The following is an 18,990-nucleotide window of genomic DNA, read 5'->3' on the forward strand; positions in this document are numbered from 1 at the left end:
GTTTAGCTTAGTAGCTCTTCTTTTTATTGAAATTTCCATGTCAACTCTCGTCATCGTCGAATCTCCAACCAAAGCTCGTACCATTCGCAACTACCTGCCAGCAGGCTATCGGGTAGAGGCATCTATGGGTCATGTGCGTGACCTACCCCAGTCGGCTAGTGAAATTCCCGCTGCCGTCAAAGGGGAATCATGGGCGCAGCTAGGGGTAAATGTAGACGCCGACTTTGAACCGGTGTATGTTGTCCCGAAAGACAAAAAGAAAATTGTTACCCAGCTCAAAGATGCCCTCAAAGATGTAGATGAACTGATTCTGGCAACGGACGAAGACCGGGAAGGTGAAAGCATTAGTTGGCATTTATACCAACTGCTCAAGCCGAAAGTTCCGACTAAGCGGATGGTGTTTCACGAAATTACCCAAGAGGCGATCAAAAAAGCTCTGAAAGACTGCCGCAATATTAATGAGCAGTTGGTTCGCGCCCAAGAAACACGGCGGATTTTAGATCGGCTGGTCGGTTATACCCTATCTCCCCTGCTATGGAAAAAAATCGCCTGGGGATTATCTGCTGGGCGAGTGCAATCTGTAGCTGTGCGAGTTTTAGTGACTAGGGAACGCCAACGTCGCGCTTTCCATGAGGGTACGTACTGGGATCTGAAAGCTAGTTTGTCAAAGGAAAAAACCCCCTTTGGTGCCCAATTGGTAACATTGGCAGGAACCAAAATCGCTAACGGCAGCGATTTTGATGCAGCCACCGGACAAATTACCGCAGGTCGCAATGTCTTGTTGCTCAACGAAGAACAAGCTGTAGCGCTCAAGGAACGCCTAACTGGTAAAACCTGGAGTGTTACCGAGATGGAGGAACGCCCAGTGACGCGCAAACCTGCGCCACCGTTCACCACCTCGACGCTGCAACAAGAATCTAACCGGAAATTGCGCCTCTCAGCGCGTGACACAATGCGGGTTGCCCAGAATTTGTACGAGCAGGGGTATATTACCTATATGCGGACAGATTCTGTACATTTGTCAGATCAAGCGATCGCAGCTGCCCGTAGTTGTGTAGAAAAGCTCTACGGTCAACAATACCTTAGTCCCCAACCCCGGCAATACACCACCAAATCTAAAGGCGCACAAGAGGCGCACGAAGCAATTCGTCCAGCAGGTAGCAGCTTCCGCACCCCCCAAGAAACTGGTTTGGGCGGTCGAGAACTCGCCATTTACGATTTGATTTGGAAGCGGACTGTCGCTTGTCAAATGGCTGATTCTCGCCAAACTCAAATTACCGTGCAATTGCAAGTTGAGGATGCTGGATTCCGTTCTTCTGGCAAAAGGATTGAATTTCCAGGATATTTACGTGCCTACGTCGAAGGTTCAGACGACCCGGAAGCAGCACTGGAAGATCAGGAAGTAATTTTACCGAATCTGAAAGTGGGAGATCATCCGAATTGTACAGAGTTAGAAGCCGTTGGGCACGAAACTCAACCGCCAGCTAGATACACCGAAGCAACTTTGGTGAAAACCTTAGAAAGCGAAGGTATCGGTCGTCCCAGTACCTACGCCAGCATCATTGGCACAATTATCGACAAGGGTTACGCCCATTTGGTAAGTAACGCTCTCATTCCCACCTTCACCGCTTTCGCCGTCACCGACTTGCTGGAAAAACATTTCCCAGACATCGTTGATCCCAGCTTCACCTCGAAGATGGAGCAAACTCTTGATGACATTGCTACGGGTGAAGCGAAATGGCTGCCCTACTTGCAGCAATTTTATTTAGGAGAAAAAGGGCTGGAAACCCTGGTAAAAGAACGGGAAAGTCAAATTGATGCCACCAAAGCTAGGACTGTAGAACTGGAGAATCTAGATGCCAAAGTCCGCATTGGGAAATATGGCCCCTACATTGAAGTTGTAAATGGCGACGGAGTGATCACCGCTTCAATTCCCAAAGACCTAACACCATCTGACCTCGACCCCAAACAGGTAGAAGTCTTGCTGCGGCAAAAAACTACTGGCCCTGACCAGGTAGGTCGCCATCCCGAAACTGGTGAACCGATTTATGTGAAAATTGGTGCTTATGGGCCTTATGTTCAATTGGGTGATAAAACCGACGAAAACCCCAAACCGAAACAAGCCTCCCTACTCAAAGGTGTCACCCCAGAAACCGTTACCCTGGAAATGGCTGTTGGTCTGTTGGCGCTACCCCGAACATTGGGAGTGCACCCAGTTACTGGCGGCAAAATCCAAGCAAGTTTAGGACGCTTTGGGCCTTATGTGGTTCATGACCAGGGTAAGGAGGGAAAAGATTACCGCTCCCTAAAAGCTGCTGATAATGTATTGACAATTACCCTGGAACGTGCATTGGAATTGTTGTCTGAACCAAAAAAAGGACGCAGTTCCACTAACAGCAAGTCTAAGGCAGCTTTACGCGAATTGGGTACGCATCCAGAGGACGGGGAAACAATTAACATCTACGATGGCCCTTATGGCCCTTACATTAAGCATGGCAAAACTAATGTAAGTATCCCAGAAGGTCAATCGGTGGAAAATATAACGCTGGCCGAGGCGCTGAATTTGTTGGCAGCTAAGGCATCAACCGGGAAATCGACTCGCAAAACGAGTAAATCAACCAGTTCCAAATCTAAGTCAACTGCTAAATCATCAACCACTGCTGCGAAAAAAAAGGCTACAGAAAGCTAGTTGCAAGTCAAGAGTCCAAAGTCTGACTCTTGACCCTTAAGACTTATCCTTGATAGGATACAGTTCGATAGGTTGCAAGTATGATAGTCTAAAAGGTAAGGGAAAACACAACGCCAAATTTTAGAAGTGGCTTATGTCCCAAATACGGGATTGTGTATCAGCCCGATTGGAAGCCAGAGGTGCGAAAATATGCCATTTTTTGCGTACCTGTTAATCAAAAATTGAGGTAGTATCTCAGGAGCGGTCTGTTCATGGACTATATAGAAAAGGTGCTGGAAAAGCTTAAGGAATTAGCTCGTAGGCTAATTGAGAGCCTGTTAGGGCCAGAGGCTGAACCGGAACCGGAACTGATTCCGATTCCTGTGAACGATCGCTCACGCCGTCGGCACTAATCCCCAAGTGCTGAACTCGACTTTGCAACCCTTAAGCATTCTGGCACTGCATGGGCCAAACTTAAATTTGCTAGGACAAAGAGAACCCGGAATTTATGGTTCGTTGACACTAGCTGAAATTAACCGCCTGTTAGAAGAAAAAGCATTCAAGTTACAGGCGAAAGTTTTTTCTGTGCAGTCAAATCATGAAGGAATTTTGGTAGACACTATTCATGGCGCATTAGGGCAACATCAGGGAATTCTGATTAATGCAGGCGCGTATACCCACACAAGTGTGGCATTGCGGGATGCGATCGCGGCTGTTAATTTGCCCACAGTAGAAGTACATTTAAGTAACATCTATCGCCGGGAAGATTTTCGCCATCATTCATATATTGCTCCAGTAGCGATCGGGCAAATAAGCGGTTTTGGCGTTCAAAGTTACTTGTTGGGCTTACAAGCTTTGGTAGATCATTTAAGGGTTAGGAGTTAGCAATTGGTAGTTGGTAGTAAAGTTAGGAATTAGCAATCTTTGATTAACTCCTCACTTTTAACTACATAATTTATGCGTCACTCTCCTATAAATCGCTTTAAAGGTACTTTACTCGGAGCATTCCTGGGGGGAAGTTTAGCCTCTGGTGGTGAAATACAGTTTCAAAGTTGCCTAGATTTGGGCAAAATGACGGTTCTGGGTATCCAGAGTTTCATTGCCTTGGGTAAATTAGATTTAGATGATTGGATAAAGCGTCAGCAAGAAGAATCGCCTTATTTCGCAGCAACTGATGACATATCAATATCTATAAAAATAATTATTGCCACGCTACCAGTAATACTATTTTTTCATGAAAGTCCCATTAAGCTGCAACAAAATTTGCTGCGTGTGCTAAAAATCTGGGAGGATGACCCAGTAGTACGGGATGGAACACTAGCAGTAGGATATGCGATCGCTCTTGCTTTAACTGAAAAACTCAACCCTTTAACCCTCATCCCGCAAACAATCACTTTTCTCGGAGAAACACCAACATCAATACCAAAAAAATTATTAAGAATCCAGAATTTATTAGAGCAAGGAGCTGGATTGTCAACGGCGCAGGCTGAGTTTGCCAAGGAAGAAAAACTCAGTAACACTATTGCGATGGCATTTTATTGCTTTTTGAGTACTTTGGAGGACTTTCGCCTTGCAGTTTTGCGGGCTACTTACAACGACAATTCTCAAGTGCAAAATGGTACGTCTCTAATCTCCCAGGCTACAGGTGCAATTACTGGTGCTTTATCAGGAGCATATAACGGTATAAGTGGAATTCCTGTAAATTGGCAAGTCTTGCTCTTGCAAAAGAATTCTCCAGAATGGGGACTAACTACTTTTTCCCAAATGTTAGAATTGACCGATGGATTTGTGGCAGTGTGGTCAGGAGTGTATAATGTTACCTTAAATCCAAAGGAGTTCACAGAGGAGGGATGTGAAGAGGCTCCGCTTTCAGTTTATGCAGCTCCTCGCGTTATTCGGTCGCGTTAACAATAATTCGTAATTTTGTAATTAGCGCCCGCCACCGTATTTGCAGCAGCCGCAAATCAAATTTCCCTGATGATTGTCTTTTTTTGAGGTATCAAAGTCGGCAATTGCAGGCAGAGATAATGAAAATGCAGCAATTTTTGCAGTTCTTAACCCAGCAATTGGCTAACTCGCGGCGACAGTACAAAGGACTACGCCGTAAGGGAAAGTTAATGAGAAGTCCCAAAAGCAAAAGCCATAGAAGGGAACTTCTAAGCACTGTGCTGAAGAATATAATCTTATTTTTCTCAAAAACTAACGATAAAAGCGTAGACGTAGCTCGCCGTAGGCATCGCCGAAAACAAGAAATAGCGCTCCAGTCAAAAACAAAATCGGTCAAAACTAAAAGTACTATTTATGCAGTCTGTTTAGATTGGGTGCATGAACAGCGTTCTTTGGTAATTTTAGCGATCGCTCTAGTATCTCTCACTGGCGTTATTGGGCATAGATTATACAACCAGACGCAACTCCAAGTAGGAAATCCTGCGCCCCAGACAATTACAGCGCCTTACGCAGCTAGTATCGAAGATCAGAAAAAAACAGAAGCCGAGCGCAAAGCTGTTAGTACAAGCTCCTTACAAGTGCTGATGCTTGATGCGCGAATGAACGAACAAATCAATGAAAATTTGCAAAAACTTCTGGATGATGGCAACGAAATTCGCACCGTTGCTGGAGCTTTTCCTTTTTTTGATCCTGTAATTTTGTCCATCTCTACCCAACGTTACCTCCGCTCTTATCCTGAATCAGAATGGCAAGCAGTGCTATTGACTATAGAGAATAGTAAAAATCAACAAAAAAGACAAACCGCCGCCTCATCACGTCCATCATCTATAGCTGCACCCAATCAGGAACGCCAACCGCGTACAACAACGCCACAGAAGACAAACCCTGTTGATTTTTCTCAAAACACTGACTTTACTCAAGCCGTAGCAGAACTAGAATCTTACCGCGTCACTAGTTCTGATAAAAGCTTGTCCTTACTGATTGCCCAAATTTCCCAAACACGCCAAAGATACACCCAAGCTAATGCCAAACTTTTACAGTTAGAGACTGTTATCCCAGAAGCAATATACGAGGAATCTCTTTTTTTGGATTTGTCAGATGTGGAATGGGAAAAAACACAAACAGGAATCCATCAGAGTGCAGAGCGGATTCTTACCCAAGGTATTCCGCAAGGGCTGCCAAAAAATATTTTACAAGATGCGGTGAGTTTACAATTGCAGACCTTTGTACCAGAATCCGCTGAAACTTTGGCAAAGAAGTTGTTGTTAGCTGTACTCAAGCCGAATTTGCAAAAAGATGAAGAACAAACCAGAGAAAACGCTCAAAAGGCAGCTGCTGGTGTGCCGCCCGTGATGGTGAAGGTACGACGCGGTGAGGTGATTGTCAAAAGAGGAGCGCAGATTACTGCATGGAACTTTAAGGTGCTGGAGCATTATCACCTGGTTCGCCGGGAGGTAAAATGGCACGAGTTAGGGAAGTTAGCAGGTGTTATTGCGATCGCCATTGGCATTGTTGTCTGGGTAGAACGGCATGTAGATTACGAATTGCGACAACGCGATCGCCTATTGGTGTTATTGCTAACTTTGAGTGTGCCAGGAGTAATTGTGATCGGATTGCCTTATACCACCTGGAGTGCCCTTGGTTTATTGTTGGGAAGCTTTTACGGCCCCACTTTGGGGTTGACAGTTGTCGGACTGCTGCTGCCAATATTAGGCATTAGCTTGGATATAAGCAAGGCTGCGCTTTTAGCTGGTGCCGCAGGAGGAATATTAGGTAGTTACATAGCGCAACGATTGCGATCGCGTGAGGAATTGGCATTACTGGGTGTTGCGATCGCTTTAACTCAGGGCGGCATTTACCTAGTTGTTAAAATCTTAATTGGTCAAGTATTTGGTTCAACTTGGTATCTCGTCCTCCGAGAAGCCGGATTATTCGCTTTATCCGGTTTAGGCTGGAGTGTTGTCGCCTTGGGCTTGAGTCCTTATCTAGAAAAAGTTTTTGATTTAGTTACCCCAATCCGCCTAGCAGAGTTGGCAAACCCTAACCGCCCTTTGTTAAAACGACTCGCTACTGAAACTCCCGGAACTTTTCAACACACGCTGTTTGTCGCTACCCTTGCCGAAGCTGCTGCCAAAGAACTAGGATGCAATGTTGAGTTAGTCAGGGCTGGCACCTTATATCACGATATTGGCAAAATGCACGACCCCCTTGGCTTTATTGAAAATCAAATGGGGGGGCCGAATAAACATGATACAGAGATTAAAGACCCTTGGAAGAGTGCAGAAATTATCAAAAAGCACGTAACTGAAGGATTGGTGATGGCACGTAAACACCTTTTGCCTACAGCAATTCAAGCTTTTATTCCAGAGCATCAGGGAACAATGCTGATTGCCTATTTCCATCATCAAGCGCAGCAAATGGCTCAAGAAGATTCAAGTTTAACAGTAGACGACGCAGATTTTCGCTACGATGGCCCAATTCCCCAATCACGCGAAACCGGAATTGTTATGTTAGCAGATTCTTGCGAAGCAGCGCTGCGATCGCTCGAAGCATCGGCGAAACCTCTGGGAAAAAAGCCATCACTCAAAGATGTTTCCACCGATCAAGCTTTAGCAATGTTAAATAATATCCTGCGTTCCAAATGGCAAGACAATCAGCTGGTAGATTCAGGACTAACACGAGAAGAAATGTCAAAAATTGCCCAGATATTTGTAGATGTTTGGCAGCAATTTCATCACAAACGGATTGCTTATCCGAAGTTGAAGGCTAGTAATGCTGTGCGGAATTCGTAATTCATCATAAATATAGCAGTCCTAAATCATTTGTGAAAATGTCTGTTTTTGCTCTCTCTATGTTCTCCACGTCTGGAGGGGTTCGATTAAAAACTATTTTAGGACTTATATATACCAATTTGAAAAAAGAATGCGACAGATAGGTAGGGGCACAACCAATACGGTTCGGTTAAGAATATTTGTAGGTTGAGTTGAACGAAGTGAAACCCAACAAACCCCGCAAAATGTTGGGTTTCGTTCCTCAACCCAACCTACACATTTTTATTTTTTGGGCTTAACCGAACCGTATTGGGGGCACAACAATGTTGTGCCCTTACAAATAATTGATGTGTCGCAAACATTATTTGAATTGGTATTACGCATTGACAAGAAAGACTAAATATGAATCAAGGTTAAAAACCATATCTTTCGTAAGGGCACAGCAATGCTGTGCCCCTACAGCATGGTCTATGTACGTAGTTTACCGCCGTAGGCATCGCAGGATAATTAAGAAAAGCCTGAAATAGCCTATTTTAGGTAATTCATATCACGATGCATTTGTACAGTGCGTAAGTCCTATGTTTTCACAACTCATTTAAGATTGCTATATCGGAGTAAAGATTAGCAAACACCTTTATGACAAAAATAACCCCGACTTCTTAAATAAGTCGGGGTTTAAAGCCTGTCACTGTTTACGACACTCCTTAAAACCCTTTTTTGAGCAGTTTTCCCGATATTCAATCTCTAATCTCCAACACATCGCACACCAGCCAAAATAAAATTAACTGCTGCTTGAGTATGCTGCTCAATCATTTCTGAACTCAGCAGTTGCAAATCGGGTCTAGTATGCTTGATGTTTTCGTAAGCGTTGAAGTATAAATTACAAACCCCAATAATATGAAGAGTAGTGAGAAATGGATCGATCTGACGGAAACAACCTTCAGCCATTCCCCGTTCTAAAATCTTAATGAGATAGCTAAAATTTTCTTGCCAATTCCCCTGTTTGAAATACTTTCCTTGATTTTGGTTTGCTTCTTGGAACCAAAGCATTCCTCTGTGCGGATGAGCAGCTTCATAAGCGATCGCCTCTTTGACAAGCACCTTCAAGGCCTCCTCCGGTGGGAACTGATCCAGATTTAGCTGCTCAAACCCTTCGTGCATCTCCACCGCCGGACGTTGCAGAACAGCTTGATATAGTCCTTCCTTGCTCTGGAAGTAGTAGTAAATCATCGCTGTGGTGACACCTGAACCTCTAGCGATCGCTTCTGTCCGTGCCCCTTGAAGTCCATTTCTGGCAAACTCCGCTTCCGCTGCATCGAGAATCTGCTTTTTCGTCGCTTCTGCATCGCGCACCTGACGCGGCTTTTTAGCTGAGAATTTTGACTGCGTTGAACGACCCACGTTGCTCCATCATCATAACGAAAACATATTAACTAAAAAATTGGTTAGTAGTTGACATAGAAGATGAAATTTATTAAATTAATACTCATTAACTAAAAAATTAATTAGTTATTTGCATAATTCAGCAATGCACTAGTCAAAATTAGCCGAGCAAATGCGCGGTTGTATTAGTTCGTCCATTGCAGACAAGACTTAAATTATCCCAATTTGCATTAAATATTGTGTGGCATTTTCCTAACCCATCCACTGAACTTTAAATAAACAACTTCTCAAGATTTTGGAGGAAAAATGGAACCAATTTTACCTGGTGCGCCTTGGTTAGTCGCGCATAAATCTACGTTAGGAGTGAATAAACCGAAGAAAATCACATTAAACGGACAGGATTATGTCATTTGGCATAACCAAAAAGGCGAAATGTTTGCCCTTGATAACATCTGTCCGCACATGCAAGCACCATTATCAAACGGCTGGGTTTGTCAAGATAGAGATACTATTACTTGCCCTTTTCATGCACTAGAATTTGATGGGCAAGGTAGACTACAGCAAGGAGATAAAAAAGACACTCAGCCAATTACCAGACCATTAGAGCTAATTATTAGCAATGATTGCATCTGGACGTATGCTGGATTTGAGCCAAGATTGCCCATCCCAGATTTGCATCAGAAAATTGCCGATGATTACGAGTTCATCGGAGTAACTGGGGAGAAAAGTATTCAAGGCGACTTTTTGACTAATCTGATGGTTAACTATGACTATAACCACCAAAATGGTACTCATAAAGAACTATTTAAAATTACATCTTGTAATGTAAGTTCTTTTGAAGAAAAAGGATACTATGCCACAGTCAAACAAGAACTGACAAGAGCCAATAACACGCTAGTAGAAATTCTCAAAAATCCTATTTTGGGAATCTTCCCTAAAACTCTTACTAATAGACTCGAATACGCTTTTCCTTCAACTACAGCTTTTTTTGCAAAAACACCTATTGGTGATATTGCTCAAATTCATATTCTCTACCCAGAAACAGCAAAAATCACCAAGACATTTATTTTGATGTATGCCAAATCGTCAATCCTTTGATGAAATTTCTGTTTAAAAATTCAGTTTTACAAGCAGCAGCCACAGTTATTGAACAGGATACAGGTGCAGTTGAAAGTTTGTATTCTCGGCAAAAACCAAAAATTAGATTGCCAAATGAAGAGATTATGTTCTATGCAGAAAAACTCTACCGCGATTGGTAATTTGGATTTGTAAAACCTAACTACGCTTTAAAATAGTAGATACTCTAGCTCATTACTGCTCAAAAAATTTAGAAAGTCTTCAGCGTAACCGCCAGGGTACTATGTGACTGAAATAAGAACAGCACGCCTTTGTCCTTTTTCATCTGGTGCAGCTAAGTGCATAGCTGCCCAGAAAAGATAAGGGCGTAACCTCTTTTCAACTCCTTCATTTTTCCCTTCTGGCGCAGGAGGATATGTCGGAAAATATCTTCATTGAGTAAACCCGCAGCCCTAGCAGGATAACCAGCAAGTTCATACACAGCCGCTGCAAGTAAACGAATTGGTAAAATATCGGGGTTTAGTTGGGGATGAGATAGCCATTCAAATAACTCACCAACCCGTAGCATTCCATTACGCCAGTTAGTGTCTCCAGTTTCTCGCTGGATAAATGCAGCCTCCATAAGGCGCATAGCATCATTTAATCTTTCACCTGCTTCATCTTCTCGCCACCCAGTTAATCCCTTTCCTCTTGCACGAAGTCTGGTATGTTGGCTATAAAGTTTTGCAATTGCTGGAGTTAGCCTGCTACCCGCCAGACTATTTTGTAGGCGTAGCCCGTCGGAGACATCGCCTACTAGTTTATCAGGAGAGGATGTATTGCCTGGATTTGTGCTGGATTTAACGCAGATTTTGAATTAAGCGATCGCTCTTTCCAAATTTCAGTTTTTACGTGGCTAAATATAGTTTTTTCGTTCTACTAATTATTAGCTTTTGATCTAGCATCGATTAATTCCCAAACCTGGTAAGTAGTTTGGCAAAACTCTTCCTTCTTGTAGCAATGTACCTGTAAAGGGGTCATCAATTAAATTAAGGTGACTGTCTAAATCTAAATAATCAGCTAGTGGTGCTAGCTGTAATGCTGCTGTATTAGCTAACGAACTATCAGAATAGCAACCGAACATTACTTGCAACTGATATGCTCGTGCTGTATGTACCATTCGCATTGCCTCCGTTAGTCCCCCTGATTTCATCAGTTTGATATTAATGCCATCTATGTAGTTGGCCAGATGGGGAATATCAGCGCTTGTAAAACAACTTTCATCGACAAAAATGGGCAGGGAAGAGTGTTCTTTGAGTTTTGCTAAACTTTTTTCTTGTCCCCGTTGCAAAGGTTGTTCTACATACTTTATACCTAAATCAGCCAGCCAATTGCACATTGCGATCGCATCTTCCAAGCTCCAACCCCCATTGGCATCAACAAAAAATTCTGGTTCAGATGCTTCTTCTCGCACTGCTAACAGCATATTTTTATCTGCATCTATGCCATCTGGACTACCTAGCTTCACCTTGAAAAGACGGACATCAGTAAATTGTAACCAGTCTCGCGCTCTTGCCCTTGCACCTTCCGGCGAATTAATTCCAATTGTGACAGAAGTCGGGACTATTTTATTGCGATCGAGTCCCCAAATTTGCCACAAGGGTAATCCTAAGCGCTTACCCAACCAGTCGTGCATTGCCATATCCAAGGCAGCTCTTGCAGCAGAAGGAACCTGGTTTTGTGTTAAAACTTGCTCAATTTCCTGTCGTTGTAAGGGGCTGAATGCTTGAAACAGTGGCAAAACTTGCTCTAGAGCGTTTTTGATCGTATCAGTTGATTGCCGATGATTACCCACGCCAAATGGTGATGCTTCTCCCCAGCCTTCGATCCCATCTTGTGAAATTCTCACCCATACATTAGTCGTCTGTGCCGTTGTACCTCGACTAATAGTCAACGGAAATCTCTTATTTACTGTAAATAAGTTTACATTTATTTGCATATTTTTTATACATATTATGTTATTGCAAGAGTTAGTCTAAGTTCAAAGTTTAGATTATCGAATACATCTGTTATACTTTTTTACATTCATTACTTGATGACTAAAGTTTTTATTCATATTTTTATTTATGAACAACTTAGAAAAATGGAAAACTTTAAAATCAAAAATGGTTTTAGATCATATCTGGTGTAAGGTAAGGCAAGATGAAGTAGAATTGCCCAATGGTAAAATTATTGATGATTATTTTGTTAGCATTAAGCCTGATGTTTTGATAATTTTTCCAGATAATATTTAAAAATTTTCTGTATAAAAAGTAGTTTGGCTAAGTTGTGTTACTAGTGGAATGGTACTTGTAATTTGTTTGTAGAGTGTTTAGAGTTAGGTTTGCGTAGATGATATTCGAGGCAAATCTCTCAGGGGTGATCGCAGCATAAACACATCATGATGAAACTCTAGGGCGTGTCATCAATTAAGCCAGATAACAGCAGCAGCAAGATAAATTGCGCTGAGAAAGTTGATTGCCCGCTTATCATAGCGTGTGGCGAACGCTCGATATTGTTTGAGTTGGGCAAAGAAATTCTCAATTAGATGTCGTGCTTTGTACAAATCTCACTCATATTAAATACCCGTTACCACACTCCGCGCTTTGCCCATCGACTGAAGCGGGTATGAACTACTCTCGTTAATCGCCAAATCGTTTGGGTAAGTCCCGCCAGGGAATGCCTGCTCGCTAACGATACAACACTGCTTCGATAAACAATCGATTATCTTTAACAGTTAGTCCGACCGTCTGTTTTCGCCCTGGTAGTAGGTCTTTGATACGTTCCCACTGGTCATCCCGCAAAGCATAGCGGCGCGTCATTTTAGCACTCCCCGATGACTCAACTCGCGCTTGGCTATCGATTTTATACTATATTCACATCTAATTGATGACACACCCTAAGTTTCGTAAAATAGTATGGCTGACTTGGTGAACCACTTGCTTGTACAAAAAAGTCGAAGCACTGCCTTTAGTTAGCGACTGGGCTTTGTGCTTTGATTAAACTATTATCAAGAAGAATTCATAATAAATTGGAGTCCGACAGACTCTTGAATAAAAGGGTTTAACACTCCTGCTTTATTAAGCAGTCTAGAATCAGGTAGTGGTATAAAACCCCACTTGATTTATTCTGACCCCTAACTTTCTTTTGATCTATTGTTTGAGAAAAACTATGGACTATAATATTTGGTTTCGCCCTTTCGTCTGGATTGATTACCGACTGGCAGTATTATTCCTGGTATTTATTCCGCTAATTCTTTTGATTTGGGCATTTGTGCAAAAAGCGGAAGGGATACAACGCTTATTGGCTATATACTGGCGAGTATCAAGCTTAGTAGCAATCACGATCTACTTAATGATTGCCCAGTATCCAGTTAGCTTTATCTCTGGGTTGATAGCTCAGATTTTGATCCCAATTTCGCTGTGGTTCTGGGTGGATCTTAACGATGAAATTGAGTATCAAAGCAGTGGCTCTTTGAAATTGATTTTTACCTCTTGGCGCTGGGCGACAACTGTTTATTGTATTTTGGGTACATTAGCTTTTATCCCTTTTTTGGGTTGTGCTTTTTCTGGCAATGCTCTGAAAACTCCCTATTGTCGCGTCTGGTTCGAGGCTCCGTTGCTATTCAAAGAATATTTCCATGCTAATAGCAAGGCTGAATTCTTAGGTTTTCTCGGCATAACTAGTTTAGTAGTTTATGTGCTTTACTTAAGCTACTTTATTCTGATTAAGCTGGGCAAGCAGGGACGCTCGGCCACACCACAGTAACCGCCGCTGCGCCACCTTACCTCCACTCTTAAAAAAATGAATTCCATTGGCAAGCGACTGGAACAATATACCGCTAAACGCCCCCAAGAAGTCCTACTTGTAACGGTGGAAATTGCTGATGAGCAAGATACAATTGCTATTTTCAAAGGCTTTTCCAGTTCTTTGATGCGCCCTACGGCATTTGATCCAGATGTACCAGTTCTACCAGATGGGGCAAACATCCTCAATATTGACCGAGTAGCTAGTCCTTACAATCCTGAAACACCCCGTTATATTCAACAAGGAATTTCTTGGGAAACTATGGAAGCTCTATTATTGAAAGTGGGAGTTTAACTAATTACTAATTTGTAATTCGTAATTTTGGTGTAACTAAGTAAAATGCCTACTGCTGCTCAAGTAGCAAGTTTGTATCGTATTAGCTATCAACTGACGTATATCATGCTTCAACCCATATACCTCATTTGTGTTGATAATAGGACTCGTAATATATACATCCTTGCTGGGTATGACGAAGAGATTAAATTCCAAATTTTACCCAACGGAGATTTGTCTGATGAGCCGAATTAATTACGATTCAATGTCTGATATTGAATTAAAACAGTATTTTCTTAAGCATCGTGGAGATGAAGCTGCTTTTCAAGCATACTTGGACAGGATTAACCAGCGTCCGCGTAGGATTGTTGCAAGCCCCAACGATCCCGATTTTGATGATAAGGTTCAAGCAGCGATTCGCCAAAAGCTAGAAGCAGCAAAAAGCAGTGGTCAGCAGGCTAACACTGCCTTGGAGACGACCGATCAGGAGTGATTTGTAAGAGCCAAAGAAAGGTTATCTACAAAGCACACAATTTCGTAATTGCTTCCAAAGATTCTGATTTTCATCAGCGCAGTCTTCTATATGGTCATGCGCCCAAATTATATCTATCTCCGTATTGGCAAAAGCCTAACTTCTAAAATTCTGCAAATCCTGCGAGATAATTCTTGAACATCAAGACTTGTTGGATGAGTGAACAGGAACACTAGTTTCGGAAAATAGTTGAATACAAACAGATATTTCCTAAACTGTCAACCGAAAAACTTAAGCAACGGTTATACAATAGTGGTGGTTTTCTTTATAAAAAGGCAGCGATCGCCCTTCGAGAATTGGTAGAAGAGAGAGAACAGCAGTTGCTTGAAGAAAATACTATGGAGCGTATAAGCCTCATTCGTAGTTTGAGTGAATTAGACGGTACTTGCTATTTTGAGATATTACCAGGTAAGTATGAAGGAAATTGTTGGAATCAAAACTCTGTATTCATTACAGAGGAAATTTTTGGTTATTTTGAGCCAGTTTTTGAACGTCATGAACCTGATTTTGACCACTACGCATTCATGGCGATTGGAAAAGATGTTTGGACACTGATTATTAGTGATTTTAGTAATTTGATGCAAGTGCTGGAGCAGTCTCAAGATGTTCAAGAACTTGAAGGTAAAGTGGGATTTGTCTTCAGAGATTCAATGTGCCGTTTTGCGAGTGATTTTCGGTCTAATGCAATGACTTTAGCAGGCGTATTGAGAGAGTTGTCAGAATGGCTTGAAGAACAGTTAAAGAACCATGACTGTATCTCAGTATTAGGCATATAATTTTCTGCTCGTGCTTCAGCAAAGGAGTTTGGGCTAGAGGATTGCTTCGCTGGTTATCTCCCAAAGCCAGAAGCAATGATTGATGATCAACCATTTCCGGCTTGGGGAAACTTATCAAAATGCTTGGTGAAGAGAGTTAACACGGCGTTGAAGCCAAAGGCTGAAAGGTTATTTGGTGAGAATATCAGGCTATCTGCATCCGTTCAATTTTTCCGTTACCCTAAAGCAAGCAACCTACAGATGGGTCTAAATTGCCGTCTGAAACTGTCTTTTCTACGTAACGCTGCACGAACAATTTTGAAGAATTCTTTTGACTTCTGAATTTAAAAAATGTCCCGTTCTGGATATACACTCCCGGTATTTGCCTGCGCTGCTGCTGTTGCAGCTTTCCATTGGTTACGCGATCGCCAACCCCTAACTTTAGCATCTGTAGATTTGATTGAACCCGCTCAAATTGCAGAAATACCAATTGAACAAGTAGCAGGACTATCTGAAAGTATGGCTTTGGCAATCACTCGCAGCGATCCTGGTGATAATCTCGATTTGACTAAAGATACACCGATTTGGGCGCTGGTGGAGTGGAGGGAAGCAGGGGAAGCAGTAATTATTAAAGGTGGGGAAGGAATTGGCATACAGGTGAATGCTGATGACAAGCCTGCTATTTATGCTTATGCTCAAAGGCTGTTGCAAGAGAATTTGCAACGAATGTTACCACCGGAGCAAAAAATCACGGTGACGATTATTTTACCTGAAGGGCGATCGCTAGCTGTTCGCACTTCAAATTCTGCTTTTGGTGTGGTTGAAGGACTTTCCCTTTTAGGCACAACTGGCATTTCTCAACCTTTGAGTACACCAGATCAGCTTGCAGTTTTTCGTGCAGAATTACAAAATAAAGCCGCTCGTTTTGAGAGTTTAGTATTCTGCATCGGGGAGAATGGCCTAGATTTGGCGCGTAAACTAGGGATTAATCCTGAACAATTGGTCAAAACTGCTAACTGGCTTGGCCCAATGTTAGTAGAAGCTGATGTGCTAGGCGTGAAAGAAATCTTATTATTTGGCTATCACGGTAAGCTGATGAAACTGGCTGGCGGGATTTTTCACACCCATCACTACTTGGCTGATGGACGGCGAGAAATTTTAGCAGCGCACTGTGCGATCGCAGGTTTAAAATCACCAGATGTCCAAGCTGTATTTAACAGTGCAACCGCCGAAGCAGCACTAAAATACTTAAAATTGCTAGATGCTACAACTACTAGTGATTGGGTAAATCAAGTTTATAGTGCGATCGCCGAAGCCATCGATGTCCGTTCTAAAGAATACATCCAAAGTCATAGCGAAAAGGGCACGGGAGTAACAATTTGTGGCTCTATCCTCTTTGATCGCGATCGCAAAATTATCGTGAAGAGTAAAACTGCTGCTCTGTTGATGGGAAAATTATGTTAATTTATTATGAATAATCGTAAACAATCCAAATAAATAATCTCTTAAGTAACCACTCTAGGGTAGATTTATCGTTTTAATACCATCTCCGACTCCGGGACTTGACAAACGCACATAAACTCGCGTTTGTCAGGGCTTTCTATACCATTATCAGCCTATCCAGGCTGAATAATAGCATCACCATAGACCACAAAGCATCTATTTATCCTTAACAGATATAACTCTCTTGTCATGAATACAGCGGTGACTCTACCAACAGAACAAGCGCCCCAAACATTGGAAAATTTGGGGAGACTTGATCGCCAATTGATTGTAATTCTGGACTTCGGCTCTCAATATTCTGAGTTGATTGCCCGTCGCATCCGCGAAACTCAAGTATACTCTGAAGTTTTGTCCTATCGCACTACTTCTGAACATTTGCGCCAACTCAATCCTAAGGGAATCATCCTCTCTGGTGGTCCAAGTTCGGTTTATGGTGATAACGCTCCCCATTGTGACCCAGAAATCTGGAATTTGGGAATACCCGTCTTGGGTGTTTGCTATGGGATGCAGCTGATGGTAAATCAACTCGGTGGGGAAGTGGCAAAGGCCGATCGAGGTGAGTACGGCAAAGCCTCATTATATATTGATGATCCCACAGGTTTACTCACTAACGTCGAAGATGGCACCACTATGTGGATGAGTCATGGAGACTCAGTTACTCAAATGCCATCAGGGTTTGAATTGCTGGCACATACAGAAAATACTCCCTGTGCTGCGATCGCCGACCATGAAAAGAAACTTTACGGTGTTCAGTTCCATCCAGAGGTGGTGCATTCTATTGGTGGTATAGCATTAATCCGTAATTTTGTCTATCACATCTGCGATTGCGAACCCACTTGGACAACAGCAGCTTTTGTCGAAGAGGCAATTCGGGAAATTCGCGCCAGAGTTGGTGAAAAGCGAGTGCTATTGGCGTTGTCTGGTGGGGTGGATTCTTCTACGCTGGCCTTCTTGCTGTATAAAGCGATTGGTGAGCAACTGACTTGCGTGTTTATCGACCAAGGCTTTATGCGAAAGTATGAGCCAGAGCGATTAGTAAAGCTGTTCCAAGAGCAGTTTCACATTCCTGTAGAGTATGTTAATGCTCGCGATCGCTTTTTAGCTAAAGTTGCTGATATTACAGATCCTGAAGAAAAACGCCGCCGCATCGGACACGAATTCATTGCTGTATTTGAGGAAACATCTAAGCGCCTCGGTCACTTTGATTACCTAGCTCAAGGGACTCTTTACCCAGATGTGATCGAATCTGCTGACACCAACGTTGATCCGCAAAGTGGTGAGCGGGTAGCGGTGAAAATTAAGAGCCATCACAATGTTGGCGGTTTGCCCAAAGACCTAAGATTTAAATTGGTGGAACCACTACGGAAACTATTTAAAGATGAAGTCCGCAAACTTGGACGTTCCATTGGTTTACCAGAAGAAATTGTCCAACGGCAACCTTTTCCTGGGCCTGGTTTGGCAATTCGCATTTTGGGGGAAGTCACATCTGAACGGTTAAACATTTTGCGCGATGCCGATTTGATTGTGCGGCAAGAAATTAACCAACGCGGTATGTATCATGATTTCTGGCAAGCATTTGCTGTATTGCTGCCAATTCGTAGTGTTGGCGTTATGGGGGATCAACGTACTTACGCTTACCCCATTGTTTTGCGGATTGTTACCAGTGAAGATGGCATGACTGCTGATTGGGCAAGAGTCCCTTACGATGTCCTGGAAGTGATTTCCACTCGGATTGTGAATGAGGTAAAAGGCGTGAATCGGGTGGTTTATGACATCACCTCTAAGCCACCTGGAACCATTGAATGGGAGTAATCAAGTTTTGAGTTAACTCTTTGTTATGGTTCAGATTTTTGACAGTAGTTTAGATTCACATACAGCAATTTGCTAGTTAATTAGGTACACCTTTTCAAATGAAGAGTTAGCTACAAAGCTTAGTTTACTTTTAACACCTGATTCTTGAAGAGGCGGGGTGTCTTCGGCTCCGCTTCAGTTGTATTTCTAAATGACAATGCCGACCGGATTTGTTTTAAGCATCGGCATTGTCTATTTTTTTGACTATAAATTTATTAAGAGCAACAATGCCACAAAATTCCGTATTTGCTAAGTTTTATAGCAAGCGCCAAGGCGGTTAGGACAAACAGTATAATTAGTGAGTAAAGTAAAACTAGATACAGATGAAGCGTTCAGCTCAAGGAAAGCTCATGCCAAAACCTTACAGTTACGACTTACGCCAGAAGGTAATTCAGGCAATAGAGT

At 42.6% G+C, this 18,990-nt stretch carries 17 protein-coding genes and 3 pseudogenes; 15 read left to right on the top strand and 5 right to left on the bottom strand.

What is annotated here, in order from left to right:
• Positions 1–37: 37 nt before the first annotated feature.
• From topA to H6G97_RS18720, 5 genes are all read left to right on the top strand, one after another.
• The gene (topA, locus tag H6G97_RS18700) at positions 38–2,689 is read left to right on the top strand and encodes a type I DNA topoisomerase (protein WP_190942218.1); all 2,652 of its coding nucleotides are present in this window, start codon (positions 38–40) and stop codon (positions 2,687–2,689) included.
• A 251-nt stretch (positions 2,690–2,940) separates the two neighbouring features.
• Positions 2,941–3,081 carry a hypothetical protein gene (locus H6G97_RS18705; RefSeq protein ID WP_012410890.1) on the top strand — a complete coding sequence of 47 codons (141 nt, stop codon included), beginning with the start codon at positions 2,941–2,943 and terminating at the stop codon, positions 3,079–3,081.
• A 22-nt stretch (positions 3,082–3,103) separates the two neighbouring features.
• The gene (gene aroQ, locus H6G97_RS18710; RefSeq protein ID WP_190942234.1) at positions 3,104–3,553 is read left to right on the top strand and encodes a type II 3-dehydroquinate dehydratase; all 450 of its coding nucleotides are present in this window, start codon (positions 3,104–3,106) and stop codon (positions 3,551–3,553) included.
• A gap of 72 nt (positions 3,554–3,625) precedes the next feature.
• The gene (locus H6G97_RS18715; protein ID WP_190942219.1) at positions 3,626–4,576 is read left to right on the top strand and encodes an ADP-ribosylglycohydrolase family protein; all 951 of its coding nucleotides are present in this window, start codon (positions 3,626–3,628) and stop codon (positions 4,574–4,576) included.
• A gap of 119 nt (positions 4,577–4,695) precedes the next feature.
• Positions 4,696–7,407, top strand: a complete 2,712-nt coding sequence (locus tag H6G97_RS18720) for an HD family phosphohydrolase (protein ID WP_190942220.1) — start codon at positions 4,696–4,698, stop codon at positions 7,405–7,407.
• Between the two features lie 723 nt (positions 7,408–8,130).
• Here H6G97_RS18720 and H6G97_RS18725 read toward each other — a convergent pair.
• Positions 8,131–8,787 carry a TetR family transcriptional regulator gene (locus tag H6G97_RS18725; protein WP_190942221.1) on the bottom strand — a complete coding sequence of 219 codons (657 nt, stop codon included), beginning with the start codon at positions 8,785–8,787 and terminating at the stop codon, positions 8,131–8,133.
• 288 nt (positions 8,788–9,075) lie between these two features.
• Between H6G97_RS18725 and H6G97_RS18730 the strand changes: the two genes are divergently transcribed.
• A complete protein-coding gene (locus H6G97_RS18730; protein ID WP_338421768.1) occupies positions 9,076–9,867 on the top strand; it encodes a Rieske 2Fe-2S domain-containing protein in 792 nt (263 codons plus the stop codon).
• On the top strand, positions 9,867–10,028 hold the full coding sequence (locus H6G97_RS55405) for a hypothetical protein (RefSeq protein ID WP_338421769.1): 162 nt from the start codon (positions 9,867–9,869) through the stop codon (positions 10,026–10,028). The genes H6G97_RS18730 and H6G97_RS55405 overlap by 1 nt, the downstream gene beginning before the upstream one ends.
• Positions 10,029–10,180: 152 nt before the next feature.
• On the opposite strand, the gene H6G97_RS18735 is transcribed toward H6G97_RS55405, so the two are convergent.
• A complete protein-coding gene (locus H6G97_RS18735) occupies positions 10,181–10,468 on the bottom strand; it encodes a hypothetical protein (protein WP_190942222.1) in 288 nt (95 codons plus the stop codon).
• Between the two features lie 315 nt (positions 10,469–10,783).
• On the bottom strand, positions 10,784–11,824 hold the full coding sequence (locus H6G97_RS18740; RefSeq protein WP_190942223.1) for a dipeptide epimerase: 1,041 nt from the start codon (positions 11,822–11,824) through the stop codon (positions 10,784–10,786).
• Between the two features lie 127 nt (positions 11,825–11,951).
• Here H6G97_RS18740 and H6G97_RS18745 point away from each other — a divergent pair.
• Positions 11,952–12,107 (top strand): annotated as a pseudogene (locus H6G97_RS18745) (NUDIX hydrolase); the annotation flags it as partial.
• 182 nt (positions 12,108–12,289) lie between these two features.
• On the opposite strand, the pseudogene H6G97_RS55960 reads toward H6G97_RS18745, so the two are convergent.
• Positions 12,290–12,430, bottom strand: a pseudogene (locus H6G97_RS55960) (transposase); the annotation flags it as partial.
• 26 nt (positions 12,431–12,456) lie between these two features.
• Positions 12,457–12,686 (bottom strand): annotated as a pseudogene (locus H6G97_RS55965) (transposase); the annotation flags it as partial.
• 349 nt (positions 12,687–13,035) lie between these two features.
• Here H6G97_RS55965 and H6G97_RS18755 point away from each other — a divergent pair.
• From H6G97_RS18755 to guaA, 7 genes are all read left to right on the top strand, one after another.
• A complete protein-coding gene (locus H6G97_RS18755; RefSeq protein ID WP_190942224.1) occupies positions 13,036–13,632 on the top strand; it encodes a DUF3177 family protein in 597 nt (198 codons plus the stop codon).
• Positions 13,633–13,668: 36 nt separating this feature from the next.
• Positions 13,669–13,965 (top strand): DUF7734 family protein, encoded by a 297-nt coding sequence (locus tag H6G97_RS18760; protein WP_190942225.1) that lies wholly within the window; start codon positions 13,669–13,671, stop codon positions 13,963–13,965.
• A 45-nt stretch (positions 13,966–14,010) separates the two neighbouring features.
• Positions 14,011–14,199: a DUF6888 family protein gene (locus tag H6G97_RS55970; RefSeq protein WP_422394195.1), complete on the top strand. Its 189-nt coding sequence runs from the start codon at positions 14,011–14,013 to the stop codon at positions 14,197–14,199.
• On the top strand, positions 14,186–14,437 hold the full coding sequence (locus H6G97_RS18765) for a DUF6887 family protein (RefSeq protein ID WP_190942226.1): 252 nt from the start codon (positions 14,186–14,188) through the stop codon (positions 14,435–14,437). Before H6G97_RS55970 ends, H6G97_RS18765 begins: the two co-directional genes overlap by 14 nt.
• A 335-nt stretch (positions 14,438–14,772) precedes the next feature.
• Positions 14,773–15,252: a hypothetical protein gene (locus H6G97_RS18770; RefSeq protein WP_190942227.1), complete on the top strand. Its 480-nt coding sequence runs from the start codon at positions 14,773–14,775 to the stop codon at positions 15,250–15,252.
• A 330-nt stretch (positions 15,253–15,582) separates the two neighbouring features.
• The gene (gene cbiD, locus H6G97_RS18775) at positions 15,583–16,695 is read left to right on the top strand and encodes a cobalt-precorrin-5B (C(1))-methyltransferase CbiD (protein ID WP_190942228.1); all 1,113 of its coding nucleotides are present in this window, start codon (positions 15,583–15,585) and stop codon (positions 16,693–16,695) included.
• 228 nt (positions 16,696–16,923) lie between these two features.
• Positions 16,924–18,546 (top strand): glutamine-hydrolyzing GMP synthase, encoded by a 1,623-nt coding sequence (gene guaA, locus H6G97_RS18780; protein ID WP_190942229.1) that lies wholly within the window; start codon positions 16,924–16,926, stop codon positions 18,544–18,546.
• Positions 18,547–18,990: the final 444 nt, after the last annotated feature.

Origin of the sequence: Nostoc flagelliforme FACHB-838 (assembly GCF_014698065.1) — a bacterium.
Taxonomy (GTDB): Bacteria; Cyanobacteriota; Cyanobacteriia; order Cyanobacteriales; family Nostocaceae; genus Nostoc; species Nostoc flagelliforme_B.